General features: G+C 56.9%; 9 protein-coding genes and 2 pseudogenes. 1 reads left to right on the top strand and 10 read right to left on the bottom strand.

Annotated elements, in window-relative coordinates; genetic code table 11:
* Positions 1-200: 200 nt before the first annotated feature.
* The 6 genes and pseudogenes from glgP to asd form a co-directional block, all read right to left on the bottom strand.
* Positions 201-2,648, bottom strand: coding sequence for a glycogen phosphorylase (gene glgP / locus WLO32_RS01365; RefSeq protein WP_435946941.1), 2,448 nt, complete (start codon positions 2,646-2,648; stop codon positions 201-203).
* A 19-nt stretch (positions 2,649-2,667) separates the two neighbouring features.
* The gene (glgA, locus tag WLO32_RS01360; RefSeq protein WP_435946940.1) at positions 2,668-4,101 is read right to left on the bottom strand and encodes a glycogen synthase GlgA; all 1,434 of its coding nucleotides are present in this window, start codon (positions 4,099-4,101) and stop codon (positions 2,668-2,670) included.
* A 107-nt stretch (positions 4,102-4,208) separates the two neighbouring features.
* Positions 4,209-5,492: a glucose-1-phosphate adenylyltransferase gene (glgC, locus tag WLO32_RS01355; RefSeq protein WP_121267498.1), complete on the bottom strand. Its 1,284-nt coding sequence runs from the start codon at positions 5,490-5,492 to the stop codon at positions 4,209-4,211.
* A gap of 14 nt (positions 5,493-5,506) precedes the next feature.
* Positions 5,507-7,491: pseudogene (gene glgX, locus WLO32_RS01350) on the bottom strand (glycogen debranching protein GlgX).
* Complete coding sequence (glgB, locus tag WLO32_RS01345) at positions 7,488-9,674, bottom strand: 1,4-alpha-glucan branching enzyme (RefSeq protein WP_435946939.1); 2,187 nt, start codon at positions 9,672-9,674, stop codon at positions 7,488-7,490. The pseudogene glgX and the gene glgB overlap by 4 nt, the downstream one beginning before the upstream one ends.
* A 270-nt stretch (positions 9,675-9,944) precedes the next feature.
* Positions 9,945-11,051, bottom strand: a complete 1,107-nt coding sequence (gene asd, locus WLO32_RS01340; protein WP_435946938.1) for an aspartate-semialdehyde dehydrogenase — start codon at positions 11,049-11,051, stop codon at positions 9,945-9,947.
* 163 nt (positions 11,052-11,214) lie between these two features.
* Here asd and WLO32_RS01335 point away from each other — a divergent pair, with 163 nt between their 5' ends.
* A complete protein-coding gene (locus tag WLO32_RS01335; protein WP_435946937.1) occupies positions 11,215-11,808 on the top strand; it encodes a YhgN family NAAT transporter in 594 nt (197 codons plus the stop codon).
* A gap of 80 nt (positions 11,809-11,888) precedes the next feature.
* Here the strand turns inward: WLO32_RS01335 and gntU are convergent, their stop codons facing one another.
* The 4 genes and pseudogenes from gntU to WLO32_RS01315 all read right to left on the bottom strand — a co-directional run bounded on the left by gntU (position 11,889) and on the right by WLO32_RS01315 (position 15,725).
* Positions 11,889-13,229 carry a gluconate transporter gene (gene gntU, locus WLO32_RS01330; protein WP_435946936.1) on the bottom strand — a complete coding sequence of 447 codons (1,341 nt, stop codon included), beginning with the start codon at positions 13,227-13,229 and terminating at the stop codon, positions 11,889-11,891.
* Positions 13,226-13,759 carry a gluconokinase gene (gene gntK, locus WLO32_RS01325; protein WP_435946935.1) on the bottom strand — a complete coding sequence of 178 codons (534 nt, stop codon included), beginning with the start codon at positions 13,757-13,759 and terminating at the stop codon, positions 13,226-13,228. The genes gntU and gntK overlap by 4 nt, the downstream gene beginning before the upstream one ends.
* A gap of 168 nt (positions 13,760-13,927) precedes the next feature.
* Positions 13,928-14,924 (bottom strand): annotated as a pseudogene (gntR, locus tag WLO32_RS01320) (gluconate operon transcriptional repressor GntR).
* Between the two features lie 105 nt (positions 14,925-15,029).
* Positions 15,030-15,725 carry a pirin family protein gene (locus WLO32_RS01315; protein WP_435946934.1) on the bottom strand — a complete coding sequence of 232 codons (696 nt, stop codon included), beginning with the start codon at positions 15,723-15,725 and terminating at the stop codon, positions 15,030-15,032.
* Between the last annotated feature and the right edge of the window lie 93 nt (positions 15,726-15,818).

Below are 15,818 nucleotides of genomic sequence, written 5' to 3'. Positions count from 1 at the left end.
GTCACGGATATTACACGGTGCAAAATCAGGCACCCTCTGTTTATTCATTTTTCAGAATAATGGTCGGGCATTTCTCTTAGTTTTCTTAGGATGGTTATAAAGGTGCGGATGATGCAACTATTAGAGAGTAAAAGCAGATATTATCCAAATATTTGTAGCCAATAAAAAAGCGGGCAATCAATAAATTGCCCGCTTATTAATTACAACCGCACCGGTTTAATATGCCAAATCTCGTCGGCGTATTCCTGAATCGTCCTGTCGGATGAGAAATAGCCCATATTGGCGATATTGTGCATAGCGCGAATCGTCCACTCTTCCGGCTGACGATACAGCTCGTCCACCTTATCCTGGCAGTCCACGTAGCTGCGGTAATCTGCCAGCACCTGATAGTGGTCGCCAAAGTTGATCAGCGAATCCAGCAGATCCCGGTAGCGCGTTGGCTCGCCGGGGCTGAACATGCCGGTGCCTATTTGCGTCAGCACCTGATGCAGCTCCTCGTCTTTTTCATAATACTCACGCGGGTTATAGCCGTTGCGCCGCAGCTCTTCGACCTCTTCCGCCGTATTACCGAAGATAAAGATGTTATCCGCCCCTACGTGCTCGAGCATTTCGACGTTTGCGCCGTCAAGCGTGCCGATAGTCAGCGCGCCGTTCAGGCCAAACTTCATATTGCTGGTTCCCGACGCTTCCGTACCGGCAAGTGAGATCTGCTCGGAGAGATCCGCCGCCGGAATAATAAGCTGCGCCAGGCTCACGCTGTAGTTTGGAATAAACACCACTTTCAGCCGGTCTTTAACCACCGGATCGTTGTTGATGACCGCCGCCACGTCGTTGATGAGATGAATAATATGCTTCGCCATGTAATACGCCGAAGCGGCTTTACCGGCGAAGATATTCACGCGCGGCACCCATTCGGCAGTGGGGTCAGCCTTAATGCGGTTATAGCGCGTGATAACGTGCAGCACGTTCATCAGCTGGCGCTTGTACTCGTGAATACGTTTGATCTGCACATCAAACAGCGCATTGGGGTTCACCACCACGTTGAGCTGCTGGCCGATATACTCCGCCAGGCGCTTCTTGTTGGCGAGCTTCGCTTTGCGCACATCCTGATGAACCGTCGGGTAGTCGATGTGCTGTTTCAGCTCGCTGAGCTGGCTGAGATCGGTGCGCCAGGTGCGGCCGATAATTTCATCCAGCACCTCCGAAAGCGGCGGGTTCGCCAGCGCCAGCCAGCGTCTTGGCGTCACGCCGTTGGTTTTATTGCAAAAACGCATCGGGAAGATGGCCGCAAAATCCGCGAACAGCGACTGCACCATCAGGTTGGAGTGCAGCTCGGAAACGCCGTTGACCTTATGGCTGGCGACTACCGCAAGCCAGGCCATACGCACCTGGCGTCCGTTTGACTCGTCGATAATCGACGTACGCCCCAGCAGGCCGTTGTCGCTCGGATACTGCTCCTGAACGGTTTTCAGGAAGTAGTCGTTAATCTCGAAGATAATTTGCAGATGGCGCGGCAGGATTTTGCCGAGCATATCCACCGGCCAGGTTTCCAGCGCTTCGCTCATCAGCGTGTGGTTGGTATACGAGAAGACCTGGCAGGTCACCTCAAAGGCGTCCTCCCAGCTAAATTTGTGCTCATCGATAAGCAGGCGCATCAGCTCAGGAATAGACAGCACCGGATGGGTGTCATTGAGGTGAATCGCGATTTTATCCGCAAGGTTGGCGTAGGTTTTATGCAGCTGGTAGTGGCGGCTGAGGATGTCCTGCACCGTGGCCGAAACCAGGAAATACTCCTGGCGCAGACGCAGTTCGCGTCCGGAATAGGTGGAGTCGTCCGGATAAAGCACGCGCGAGACGTTTTCCGAATGGTTCTTATCTTCTACCGCAGCGAAGTAGTCGCCCTGGTTGAATTTCCCAAGGTTGATTTCGCTGCTTGCCTGCGCGTTCCACAGGCGCAGCGTGTTGGTGGCGTCGGTGTCGTAACCGGGGATAATCTGGTCATAGGCGACCGCAAGAATCTCTTCGGTTTCCACCCAGCGGGATTTTTTGCCTTCGAGCTGCACGCGGCCGCCGAAACGCACTTTATAGCGGGTGTTGTGACGTTTGAATTCCCAGGGATTGCCATATTCCAGCCAGTAATCCGGGGACTCTTTCTGCCGGCCGTCGACGATGTTTTGCTTAAACATGCCGTAGTCGTAGCGGATGCCGTAGCCGCGTCCCGGCAGGCCGAGGGTCGCCAGCGAATCAAGAAAACAGGCGGCAAGACGCCCAAGGCCGCCGTTGCCGAGGCCCGGGTCGTTCTCTTCGTCGATCAGCTCTTCCAGATCGAGGCCCATCTCTTCCAGGGCGTTTTTCACATCGTCATAAATACCCAGTGACAGCAGGGCGTTAGAGAGCGTGCGGCCAATCAGAAACTCCATCGACAGGTAGTAAACCTGGCGGACTTCCTGGGAAAGCTGGGCACGGTTAGAACGCAGCCAGCGTTCCACTAGGCGGTCGCGCACGGCAAACAAAGTGGCGTTAAGCCACTCGTGCTTGTTGGCGATAGCAGGGTCCTTGCCCACCGTAAACATCAGCTTATAGGCGATCGAGTGCTTTAACGCCTCGACGCTAAGCGTGGGTGATGCATAGGAAAAGGGTGCGTTCATATCGGTGATTCCTGGATAATTACATCAAGCGTTGATAAAGATCGCGGTAAGACTGCGCCGCCACCTGCCAGCTAAAATCCATACCCATGGCCTGGCGCTGGACAAATCGCCACAGCGACGGGCGGGACCACAACACGAAGGCACGCCGGATCGCTCTTAACAACGACCAGGCATTGCTGTCTTCAAAAACAAATCCGCTGGCGATACCGTCCGCCAGGTTTTCCAGCGAGCTGTCTGAAACCGTATCCGCAAGCCCACCCGTCCGCCGCACCAGCGGCAAGGTGCCGTACTTCAGCCCGTATAGCTGCGTTAAGCCGCAGGGCTCAAAACGGCTTGGCACCAGAATCACATCCGCGCCGCCCATAATGCGGTGCGAGAAGGCCTCGTGATAGCCGATTTGCACGCCGACCTGGCCGGGATGTTCTGCCGCGGCCGCCAGGAACCCTTCCTGCAGCACCGGGTCGCCCGCGCCGAGCAGCGCCAGCTGTCCGCCCTGCTCAAGTAACCCCGGCAGCGCTTCGAGCACCAGATCCAGCCCTTTCTGGCTGGTTAAACGGCTCACCACCGCAAACAGCGGCGCCTTGTCGTTGACCTTCAGCCCCATCGCAATCTGCAGCTGGCGCTTGTTCTCGGCCTTCTCCTCCAGCGTGTCGCGGTTGTAGCGCGCGGCAAGCAGCAGGTCGTGGGCGGGATCCCAAATTTTTTCATCGACGCCGTTAAGGATGCCGGACAGACGCCCTTCACGATGGCGCTGGCGCAGCAGCCCTTCCATGCCGTTGGCAAAATGCGGCTCGGTGATTTCCCGCGCGTAGGTCGGGCTTACCGCCGTAATATGATCAGCATAATAAAGGCCCGCTTTCAAGTACGAAATTTGACCGTTAAACTCCAGGCCGTTGACGTCATAGAACGACCAGGGCAGGCCGATATCGTTCATATGATGGGCGTAAAACAGCCCCTGATAGGCCAGGTTGTGCACGGTGAAGACCGACTTTGCCGGGTTGCCGCGCGCGTGCAGATAGGCCGGCGCAAGGCCCGCATGCCAGTCATGGGCATGCACGATTTCCGGGCGCCAGAAGGGATCCAGCCCGCAGGCCATCTCGCAGGCCACCCATCCAAGCAGCGCAAAACGCTGCACGTTATCGGGATACGCGAACTGGTTGGTGTCGTGGTAAGGGCTTCCTGGCCTGTCGTATAAATGGGGCGCGTCAATCAGGTAAATCCCCACGCCGTTGAAGTGGCCATATAACAAAGTCATATGACCCGCGAAGGTATCGCGGTGGGCAACCACCTGCACATCGGCGACACCACGACGGATATCCGGAAAGGCGGGCAGCAATACGCGGGTGTCCACGCCGCCCGCCAGCTGGGCGGCGGGTAGCGCACCGATAACATCCGCAAGACCGCCTGTTTTTAACAGTGGGAATATTTCAGAACATACATGTAAGACCTGCATTATCGCTCCCGTTAGCAAGTCGCGACGCCGTTTTTCAGTCAGGTACAGCGCCGAACGATAAAATGACAACGCGCGGCACGCGCCGCGCGTGGGTCAATCCTTTACTTTCAACCTTGCAGTTTGGCCAGCATGTCCCGGGTTACCAGCACAATACCCTCTTCCGAGCGGTAGAAACGACGCCCGTCTTCTTCAGCGTTTTCGCCAATAACCATGCCTTCCGGGATAACGCACGCCCTGTCGATAATGCAGCGGCGCAGGCGGCACGAACGCCCCACTTTTACATCCGGCAGCAGAACTGACGAATCGATATTACAAAACGAGTTAATACGCACCCTTGGGAACAATACCGACTGCACCACCACCGACCCGGAGATAATGCACCCGCCGGAAACCAGCGAGTTCAGCGTCATGCCGTGACTGCCCGAGCGGTCCTGCACAAATTTTGCCGGCGGCAGCGGTTCCATATGGGTGCGAATCGGCCATTCCTGGTCGTACATATCCAGCTCCGGCGTAACCGAGGCGAGATCGAGGTTGGCTTTCCAGTAGGCCTCCAGCGTCCCCACATCGCGCCAGTACGGCTCTGCGTTCGGATCGGACTGTACGCAGGACAGCGGGAACGGGTGGGCGAACGCCTGGCCGGACTTCATGACGTAGGGAATAATATCTTTGCCGAAATCGTGGCTGGAATTTTCGTCGACGTCGTCGGCTTCAAGCAGTTCATAGAGGTAATCGGCATCAAAAACATAAATCCCCATGCTGGCTAACGCTTTGCTGTCGTCGCCAGGCATGGAAGGCGGATTAGCAGGTTTTTCAACGAATTCGATTATCTTGTCTTCTTCGTCTACGGCCATTACGCCAAACGCCGTCGCTTCGTGCAGCGGCACCGGCATACAGGCCACCGTACAGCGCGCGCCCTTCTCGACGTGGTCGATAAGCATGCGCGAGTAGTCCTGCTTGTAAATATGGTCCCCGGCCAGAATCACCACGTATTCAGCTTTGTAGCGACGAATAATGTCGAGGTTCTGCGTGACGGCATCCGCCGTGCCGCGATACCAGTTTTCCCCGTGTACGCGCTGCTGCGCGGGCAACAGGTCGACAAACTCGTTCATCTCCTCGCTGAAAAAGGACCAGCCGCGCTGGATATGCTGCACCAGCGTGTGGGACTGATACTGGGTAATCACGCCGATACGACGGATGCCAGAGTTAATACAGTTGGATAACGCAAAATCGATAATGCGGAACTTGCCGCCAAAGTGCACGGCGGGCTTCGCACGGGTCGAAGTTAAATCTTTTAATCGGGTACCGCGGCCACCGGCCAAAATCAGCGCAACTGCTTTATTCGGCAGCTGTCTTGCCAACATCAGAGGATCGTTCTTTTCAAACCTAACCATGACTGACTCCTTTTTCATGACTTCTGGAATACGCAGACTCCGTGCGCAGGGCCCCATGCCAAACAGCCATTACCACCGGGTTATCCTCTCCGGCAAAAGGAGGAATGGCTCGCCATTCCCCTTCAGGTAATACGATATCTGCCACTTCTTCGGTGGCATTTATCGTAACAAGCCAACGTTCGCTGAGCAGGATTTGCAGACGATGGATCCCGCTTTGCCACTCGTCAGCGCTAAGAGGCTGCGCCTCTTTATTTAACCAACGCACATTGTCATCGCCTTCCTCCCACCAGCTATTGCGGGTTAATGCCGGAATAGACTGGCGCAGATGAATCAATGCCGCGGTAAAAGTTGTCAAACCATCGTTACAGTGCTCCCAGTCAAGCCACGTCAGGGCGTTGTCCTGACAGTAAGCGTTGTTGTTGCCGTGCTGGCTGTGGCCGTGTTCGTCACCGGCAAGCAGCATCGGCGTGCCCTGGGAGAGCAATAACAACGTGAGCAGCGCGTGTACGCTGTTGCGACGCCGCTCTTTAATGTTCAGGCTGGCTTCCAGCCCTTCAAACCCGTGGTTGTTGCTGTAATTATTGCCTGTCCCGTCACGGTTATCTTCGCCGTTGGCTTCGTTGTGCTTATTGTTAAAGCTCACGCAGTCGCGCAGGGTGAAGCCGTCGTGGGCCGTGATTAAGTTGATGCTGGCTGAGGGAAGAAGACCTTCGCGGCGGTAAACATCGCTTGAACCGGCAAAGCGGCAGGCGAACCCTCCGGGGGAGAGGTCCTGCCGCAGCCAGAAGCGGCGCATGCCGTCGCGAAAATGGTCGTTCCACTCGGCAAATAACGGCGGATAGTTGCCGACCTGATAGCCGCCCGGGCCGATATCCCAGGGCTCGGCTATCAGCTTGATCTGTGAAAGCACCGGATCGTTTTTGATCGCTTCAAACAGCGGCGCGTCCTGGCGAAACTGCGGCGTTCTGCCCATGATCGACGCCAGATCGAAGCGAAAACCGTCCACATGGCAGCAATCGACCCAGTAACGCAGGCAGTCCACCATTTGGGCGACCACTCCCGGCGTGCTCAAATTCAATGCGTTACCGCAGCCCGTCCAGTTGTGATAATCGCCGTTATCCATTAACCAATAATAGCTACGGTTATCGATTCCGCGCAGCGAGAAGGTCGGGCCGTCCAGATCCAGCTCCGCGCTGTGGTTGAGCACGATATCCAGAATCACTTCGATGCCCGCCTTATGCAGCTCTTTGACTGCCCCGCGCAGCTCGTCGGCAGCCTTCAGCGGATCGCCGCCGGAGGCGTAATAGCCTTCTGTCGCGTAGAAAGCGCGCGGGTTATATCCCCAGTAGTTGCTCAACCCCAGCTGCGCGACGCGCGGCTCGGTAACAAAATGCGCCACCGGCAGCAGCTCCAGCGCCGTAATCCCCAGGCGTTGGAAATAGGCGATCATGACCGGGTGGCCAAGCGCCGCGTAGGTGCCGCGAATGTCCTGCGGAATATCCGGATGAAGCAGCGTCAAACCGCGAACGTGGGCCTCGTAGATAACGGTCTTGCCCCACGGCGTGCGCGGATGCTCGTCGTCTTCCCAGTCGAATTTATCCTGCACCACCACGCATTTCGCCATTTCGGCGGCGTCGTCCTGCATATCAGGCTGGTCATGCCCGCCGTGGAAATGGGGATGATCGTTCAGGCCGCCGACCACCACGCGCGCGCAGGGGTCGAGCAGTAATTTAGCTGGATTGAAGCGGTGCCCGTTATCCGGCTCCCAGGGGCCGTGAACCCGGTAGCCGTAGTGCAAACCCGGTTTGGCGCCGGGCAGATAGCCGTGCCAGATATCCCCGGTACGCATCGGCAGGTCGTAGCGCTGCTCATGGCCGTGTTCGTCAAAAACGCACAGTTCGACTTTATGCGCATGGGCGGAAAACAGGGTGAAGTTCACCCCTTTTCCGTCATAAAACGCCCCATACGGCGCCGAATTGCCCGCGCTCAGTAACGTCATTCACCCTCCCGGACCAGCCAGATGGTCGCAAGCGGAGGCAGCGTCAGGTTCAGTGAATTCTCGCGCCCGTGGCTTGGAATGGCGTCGCTTTGCACCACGCCGCTGTTGCCGGTATTGCTGCCGTGGTAGTGCATGGAGTCGGTGTTCAGCTCTTCGCGCCAGCGGCCCGGCTGGTTGATGCCAAAACGGTAGTTATAGCGCGGCACCGGCGTAAAGTTGCTGGCAACAATCAGCTCGTTGCCCTGGGCGTCGCGGCGCACAAAAATAAACACCGAGTTGACCTTATCTTCCACCACCAGCCACTCAAAGCCGTAGGCGTCGAAATCCAGCTCGTGCAGGGCGGCATGATGACGATAGGTATGGTTCAGATCGCGAACCAGGCGCTGCACGCCGTGGTGCCAGTTATCGTCGCCCTCCAGCAGATGCCAGTCCAGGCTGCTGTCGTGGTTCCATTCGCGGCCCTGGGCGAATTCGTTGCCCATAAACAGCAGCTTCTTACCCGGGAACGCCCACATCCAGCCGTAGTAGGCGCGCAGGTTGGCGAACTTCTGCCAGGCATCGCCCGGCATCCTGTCGAGAATAGATTTCTTACCGTGCACCACTTCATCGTGCGAGAGCGGCAGCACGAAGTTTTCGGTGCTGTTATAGAGCATGCCGAAGGTCATTTTGTCGTGATGATACTGGCGATGTATCGGGTCGAGCTTCATATAGTCGAGGGTGTCGTGCATCCAGCCCAGGTTCCACTTGAACCAGAAGCCTAAGCCGCCCGACGACGGAGGACGCGACACGCCGGGGAAGTCCGTCGACTCTTCCGCCATGGTGACCGCGCCCGGCGTTTGCTCGCCGATAATGCGGTTGGTATTGCGCAGGAATTCGATGGCCTCTAAGTTTTCGCGCCCGCCTTTGTCATTGGGTATCCATTCGCCGGGCTGGCGGCTGTAGTCGCGGTAGATCATCGACGCCACCGCATCCACGCGCAGACCGTCGATGCCAAAGCGTTCAATCCAGTACAGCGCGTTGCCTACCAGATAGTTGCTGACTTCGCGCCGCCCGTAGTTGTAAATCAGCGTGTTCCAGTCCTGGTGATAGCCTTCGCGCGGATCGCTGTGTTCGTAAAGCGAGGTGCCGTCGAATTTCGCAAGGCCCGCGTCATCCGTCGGGAAGTGGCCGGGCACCCAGTCAAGCAGCACGTTCAGCCCGGCCGCGTGCGCCGCGTTGATGAAGTAGCGGAAATCCTCGCGCGTGCCAAAGCGGCGCGTCGGCGCGTACAGGCCCTGCGGCTGGTAGCCCCAGCTGCCGTCAAACGGATGTTCGTTAATCGGCAGCAGTTCGAGGTGGGTAAAGCCCATCTCTTTAACATAGGGCACCAGCTGGTCCGCCAGCTCACGGTAGCTGAGCCAGAAATTGTTGTCGGCATGGCGGCGCCAGGAGCCGAGATGCACTTCGTAAATCGAGATAGGCCGATCGAAACCGTTGGCTTTTTGCCGCGCCGGGCTAAGGGTGGTTTTCTCGGGCAGGCCGCAGATCAGCGAGGCCGTTTCCGGGCGCATTTGCGATTCAAAAGCGTAAGGATCGGCTTTCAGCCGCAGGTTGCCTTCGATATCAATCAGTTCGAATTTGTAGAGCTGGCCGGGATGCGCGCCGGGAATAAACAGCTCCCAGATGCCGCTTTCACGGCGCAGGCGCATGGGATGGCGGCGGCCGTCCCAGTAGTTAAATTGCCCGACCACGGAAACGCGACGCGCATTGGGCGCCCAGACGGTGAAGCGCGTGCCGGTCACGCCGTCCATGGTATCGGCATGGGCGCCAAGCGTTTCGTAGGGGCGAAGATGCGTGCCTTCGGAGAGCAGCCAGCTGTCCATCTCCTGGATTAGCGGACCAAAGCGATAAGGGTCGTCAATCAGGTTTTCCTGGCCGTGCCAGATAACGGCCAGCTGATAGCGAAAAAAGTTTTTACGACGCGGGATAACGCCGCAGAAAAAACCACGCGAGTCGAGGCATTCAAGCTTGCCGACCTTGCGGCCAGTTTTTGGTTCGATAACCCAGACCTCGGTTGCGTCTGGCAACAGCGCGCGGACTTCCAGCCCGGCTTCCGTTTTATGCATCCCCAGCAGGGAGAAAGGGTCGGCGAAATGACCCGTAATGAGCGCATTTATCACGTCTTTTTCTGGAAGAACAGACATGGCATTCGTCCTGTTTATTGTATGTGTCATCTGACCCAGCGCAACGCTTACGCGCTGACGAGACACTTATCATTGACCCAAACGGACAGCGTAAAAAAACTTCCTGTAAGCTGTTCCGCCCAACTAACCATCATGACGGTCTTAACCGTCCTAACTTAAGCATAGCCAACGCGCTATTTTACTCCTGAGAATTAATGCAAGACCTGCGGATACGTCATGTATGGCGCAAAAAAAAAGGGGCCGCAATGCCCCTTTCGTATGTAAGTATAATTACGCAATCAACCTTAACATTCTGCGTAACGGCTCCGCCGCGCCCCACAGAAGCTGGTCGCCTACGGTAAAGGCGGAGAGGTATTCCGGCCCCATATTCAGCTTACGCAGACGGCCTACGGGAGTCGTCAGCGTGCCGGTTACCGCAGCAGGCGTCAGCTCGCGCATGGTGATTTCCCGATCGTTTGGGATAACTTTCGCCCAGGCGTTATGCGCGCCCAGCATCTCTTCAATGGCGGGAATTGAAATATCTTTTTTCAATTTGATGGTGAATGCCTGGCTGTGGCAGCGCAGCGCGCCTACGCGCACGCACAAACCATCGACGGGAATCAGGGTGCTGGTGTTAAGGATCTTGTTGGTTTCCGCCTGCCCTTTCCACTCTTCACGGCTCTGGCCGTTATCGAGCTGTTTGTCGATCCACGGAATCAGGCTGCCGGCCAAAGGCACGCCAAAGTTGTCCACCGGCAGATTGCCGCCGCGCGACAGCTCGGTCACCTTGCGTTCGATATCAAGGATGGCGCAAGCCGGATCGGCCAGCTCGCCTGCGACATGGTTGTGCAGCTGCCCCATCTGGCTTAGCAGTTCGCGCATATGGCGCGCGCCGCCGCCGGATGCCGCCTGATAGGTCGCCACGGAAACCCAGTCCACCAGATCGTTGGCGAACAGGCCGCCCAGCGACATCAGCATCAGGCTAACGGTACAGTTGCCGCCGACAAAGGTTTTCACGCCTTTGTTGAGGCCTTCCTGGATAACGTGCTGGTTTACCGGGTCGAGAATAATAATCGCATCGTCTTTCATGCGCAGCGAGGAGGCGGCGTCAATCCAGTAGCCCTGCCAGCCGCTTTCACGAAGCTTTGGGTAGATTTCATTGGTATAATCGCCGCCCTGGCAGGTAATGATAATGTCCAGCGCCTTCAGTGCTTCCAGAGAGTAAGCATCCTGAAGCGTGCCGTTAGACTGGCCTGCAAAAGAGGGGGCCGCCTGGCCCAACTGGGAAGTAGAAAAGAAAACGGGACGAATGGCGTCAAAGTCACGCTCTTCTACCATGCGCTGCATGAGTACAGAGCCGACCATACCGCGCCAGCCAATAAAACCTACATTTTTCATAGCGACTTATCCGTGCTGAAGTGTGTGCGTAGTGTGCATTAATAAACTGCCATCCACCTTACAAAATGCAGCCAAAGTCGCAAGTGAAATTAATCAATGATATCCGCTGCATCAGTAACACAGCTTATTAGCGGAAAATCAGTTCGCTTTTCGGGGAAGACAGATGAACGAAATTATATCCGCGGCGGTCCTGCTGATCCTGATTATGGATCCACTAGGCAACCTGCCCATTTTTATGTCGGTGCTCAAGCATACGGAGCCCAAACGCCGTCGGAAAATTATGATCCGCGAGCTGCTTATCGCGCTGTTGCTGATGCTGATTTTCCTCTTTGCCGGGGAAAAAATCCTCGCGTTTCTTAACCTGCGCGCGGAAACAGTCTCCATCTCAGGCGGGATTATTCTGTTCCTTATCGCGATAAAAATGATTTTCCCCAGCCATGAAGGCAGCACCACCGGCCTGCCCGCCGGCGAAGAGCCGTTTATTGTCCCGCTGGCTATCCCTTTAGTTGCCGGCCCTTCGCTGCTGGCGACGCTGATGCTGCTCTCGCACCAGTACCCGAACCAGATGGGGCATCTAGTGGCCGCGCTGATGCTGGCATGGGGCGGAACGGTGGCGATTTTGCTGCAGTCGTCGCTGTTTCTGCGCCTGCTGGGCGAAAAGGGCGTGAACGCGCTGGAGCGCCTGATGGGCCTGGTGCTGATTATGCTTTCCACCCAGATGTTCCTGGACGGCATCCGCACGTGGATGCAGGGATAATTTGAATTTCCCCTTACTGCCGCTTCATAGCGAAAAAAGGCAGCCTCGTAAGAGCGCTGCCTTTTTATTTCCGCAACAGATCAGGACAGAAGCGTAAACGCTATCATCCCGACAATCGCCCCGGTGGTGCCGAGGATGGTTTCCATCATCGTCCAGGTTTTCAGGGTTTGCCCTTCCGTCGCGCCGGTGAACTTGCCGAACAGCCAGAAGCCGGCGTCGTTTACGTGGCTCACCACAATCGAGCCGCCGGCGATACAGATAGACAGTGCCGCCATCTGCGCGCCGTTGTAGTTCAGCTGTTCAATCACCGGCATCACCAGACCTACGGCCGTCAGGCAGGCGACCGTTGCAGAGCCCTGAATGATTCGCACCGCCGCGGCCAGCACGAAGCAGGTCACCGCAATCGGCAGGCCTAAACCGGTCAGCGCTTCGCCCAGCGCCGGGCCGACGCCGGAGTCCACCAGAACCTGTTTGAACACGCCGCCTGCGCCGATGACCAGCAGGATAATGCCCGCCGGCTGCAGAGCGTGGCCGCAGATTTCCATGACTTTTTCTTTCGCCATGCCCTGACGGTAGGCCAGGCCGTAAATCGCCACCAGGCAAGCGACCAGAATCGCGGTGAACGGATGCCCGATAAACTCCAGCCAGTCGTACAGCGTGGAACCTTCCGCGACAAAGCGCGCGGCGATAGTTTTCAGGCCAACCAGCACCAGCGGCAGCAGAATAAGCGACAGGCTGAAACCGAAAGAAGGCAGCTTGCCCTCGCCCAGATGCGGCTCGGAAATATCGTCCGGAATGCGCAGCTCAACGTATTTGCTGATGAAATTGCCAAACAGCGGGCCGGCGACGATCATGCCGGGAATGGCCGCACACAGGCCAATCAGGATCATCCAGCCGAAGTCGGCGTGCATCTGGGAGGCCAGCAGCATCGGCGCAGGCCCCGGCAGCAGGAAGGCGGCGGCGGCGGCCACGCCGGCAAACAGAGGAATCACCAGCTTAACGAGGTTAGTGCCGGTATGACGCGCCATCGAGAACGCCACGCTAATCAGCAGCACAATGGCCACCTCGAAGAACAGCGGCAGCGCGCAGATTAAGCCTGCAAGACCAATCGCGTAGTGCGCGCGGCTGTGGCCGAAGGACTTGAGCATTTTGACCGCAATCTGGTCAACCGCGCCCGTTTCATGAAGAATTTTGCCGAACATCGCGCCGAGCGCGACGACGATCGCAAGGAAGCCCAGCGTACCGCCCATCCCTTTTTCCATGGTTGCGGCGATTTTTTCAAGCGGCATTCCGGAAAACAGCCCTGCGCCAACAGACACCACCATCAAAGCCAGGAAGGCGTGCATGCGCGCCTTCATGACTAAAAACAGCAGCAGTAAAACCGATCCTGCCGCTGTTAAAACAAGCGTTAATGTACTCACTGCGCACTGCCTTTGTTAATTAAAGCTATTGTGCTGGCGACCACGCCGTCCAGCGGCTGATCGATATCGACAACCAGCACATCTTTTTCGTCCGCCTGCGGCTCTTCGAGCGTTGCAAACTGGGTCACTAACATTTGGGTTTTGAAGAAGTGGCCTTTACGCGCCTTCAGGCGGCTTTCGATAACCTCAAACCCGCCCTTCATGTAGATGAAAGAGAGGTTCGGGTTACCGTCGCGCAGCTGGTCGCGGTAGCATTTTTTCAGGGCGGAGCAGACGATCAGGGAGACTTTATTGGTGCGCTGCATGGCGAAAGCGGCGTCGTTGAGGGCCTGCAGCCACGGCTTGCGGTCGTCGTCGTTTAGCGGCTCACCGGAGGCCATTTTCATGATATTGCTGCGCGGATGCAGGAAATCGCCATCCAGAAAAGCGGCTTTCAACTGGTGCGCTACTTCACTGGCGACGGCGGACTTGCCGCTGCCTGAAACGCCCATCAGGACGTAGATATGGTGGTCATGGTTAGTAGTGCTCATAGCGTAGCTCCGACTGGCACAATGATTACGTAATTATCAGCCACCGCGCGCGCCTGCGCTGTTACGGGTAACTGTTATCGGTAACATTGTCATGAGTGGTCGGTCAATAAGCAATAACCATTCGGTTTAAAAGCCGATAAGTGTGAACTACATCAAGTTTTGTTGGCGTCAGATGGAGCCGCCGGGCGAGAGCGTAAAGCCGAGATCGAGCATCTTCGGCGCCACTTCTTCGCCGCGAATTCTTGCCAGCAAACGCTCCGCGCCGATGCGGCCCATGCGTTCACGCGGCGTCAGAACGCTCGCCAGCCGCGGCTCCATGACCTGGCCGATATCATGGCCGTGGAAACCGGCAATCGCCATATCCTGCGGAATGCTTAAGCCCTGCCGCTGGCATTCAAAAGCCGCGCCGATGGCTAAATCATCGTTGGTGCAAAAAATGCTGTCGAGCTGCGGGTATTCGCGTCTGGCCTGGCGGAACAGCTCAATGCCGGTGGAATAGGAAGAGGACTGCTCGACCATTACGCTATAAGGCACCAGACCGGCATCGCGCATCGCCTGCTCGTAGCCGTGCTGTTTGATAACCGTACGCTCGTCGAGACGCGCGCCGAGGTAGGCCACATGGCGGTGGGCCGCGGGCGATAATGGCCGCGGTCATCTGGCGCGCCGCTTCGAAGTTATCGAAGCCTACGGCGATATCGAGGCACGGCGAAACGCTGTCCATAAGTTCCACCACCGGAATGCCGGCCACCTCAATCATTTTAAGCGTGCGTGGGGTGTGGGTACGCTCGGTGAGGATCAGACCGTCAATATTCCAGGAAAGCATCGATTCCAGACGCTCTTCCTCCAGCTCCGGTTTATAGCCGTAGTGGGCAAGCATGGTCTGGTAGCCGTAGGCGTCAATGACGTTTTCGATACCGCGCAGCACTTCCGCAAACACCTGGTTGGTAAGCGAAGGCAGCAAAACGCCGATGGCGCGGCTGGTGGAATTAGAAAGGATATCGGGCGCGCGGTTGGGGATATAGCCCAGCTCGTCCAGGGCGGCGGCAATTTTTACCTGCAGCGCGGCGGACACCTGGTCGGGGTTGCGCAGAAAACGGCTCACCGTCATTTTGGTGATCCCTACCCGATCAGCAACGTCCTGTAGTACTGGTCTTTTCTTTTTCATATTCCGCGCGTGCTTCTTCAATATTGACGAAGAAGTTTAGCACGACCCGGGCACAACCTTCCCCTGTTTCAGCAGCAGGTTGTGACCGGTAACTAACGAGAATTATCAGACCGGTGGCAAATCAAACAGCAAAATTTCGCTTGTTTCGTTGGCGTGAACGGATATCGCCTGTTCATCCCACACGGCGACGGCGTCGCTGGTTTTTGCCCTGGTGCCGTTGACAGAAACATCGCCCTTCACCACCTGAATCCAGATGCGGCGGTCCGCCGGAATTTGACAGACGGACTGCTCGTCTTTCGCCAGCGCCCAGCGCGACAGTTCCATATCCTGATTCACCTTCAGGGAGCCGTCACGCGCATCCGGCGACAGCACCAGCTGGCGGCCCTGCGGCGCATCAAAACGACGCTGGTCGTAGCGCGGCGTGATGCCGTTTTTATCCGGCATGATCCAGATCTGGTACAGGCGCAGACGATCGGTTTTGCTGGGGTTGTATTCGGAGTGGGTGATCCCGGTCCCGGCGCTCATAATCTGGAATTCGCCCGCCGGTACCTGCTCTTCATTGCCCATGCTGTCCCGATGCGCTACCGCGCCTTCAAGCACATAGGTGAGGATTTCCATGTCTTTGTGCGGATGCGTACCAAAACCTTCCCCGGCCGCGACCACGTCTTCATTAATCACGCGCAGCGCCGAGAAGCCCATAAAATTGGCGTCGTAATAGTTGGCAAAAGAGAAAGTGTGCCAGCTATCCAGCCAACCGTGATTCGCATGTCCCCGTTCTTCGGCTTTTCTTAAGTAGATCATTTCACTTCTCCTCAATTCGTTTGATGGGCTAAGTGTGGACCTGAATCAGAAGGGATCATAGAGGGTGAAGTTTGACGCCTCTGTTCAAAAAAA

This window comes from Dryocola mayonis (assembly GCF_051307045.1).
In the GTDB taxonomy this organism is placed as follows: domain Bacteria; phylum Pseudomonadota; class Gammaproteobacteria; order Enterobacterales; family Enterobacteriaceae; genus Dryocola.
Note: the sequence above shows the minus strand (reverse complement) of the source record. Positions and strands in the feature narration are given on the sequence as shown.

Bases quoted from the DNA above. Each gene is read 5' to 3' on its own strand.
- glgP (WP_435946941.1), bottom strand. From the start codon at position 2,648: ATGAACGCACCCTTTTCCTATGCATCACCCACGCTTAGCGTCGAGGCG.
- glgA (WP_435946940.1), bottom strand. From the start codon at position 4,101: ATGCAGGTCTTACATGTATGTTCTGAAATATTCCCACTGTTAAAAACA.
- glgC (WP_121267498.1), bottom strand. From the start codon at position 5,492: ATGGTTAGGTTTGAAAAGAACGATCCTCTGATGTTGGCAAGACAGCTG.
- glgB (WP_435946939.1), bottom strand. From the start codon at position 9,674: ATGTCTGTTCTTCCAGAAAAAGACGTGATAAATGCGCTCATTACGGGT.
- asd (WP_435946938.1), bottom strand. From the start codon at position 11,051: ATGAAAAATGTAGGTTTTATTGGCTGGCGCGGTATGGTCGGCTCTGTA.
- WLO32_RS01335 (WP_435946937.1), top strand. From the start codon at position 11,215: ATGAACGAAATTATATCCGCGGCGGTCCTGCTGATCCTGATTATGGAT.
- gntK (WP_435946935.1), bottom strand. From the start codon at position 13,759: ATGAGCACTACTAACCATGACCACCATATCTACGTCCTGATGGGCGTT.
- WLO32_RS01315 (WP_435946934.1), bottom strand. From the start codon at position 15,725: ATGATCTACTTAAGAAAAGCCGAAGAACGGGGACATGCGAATCACGGT.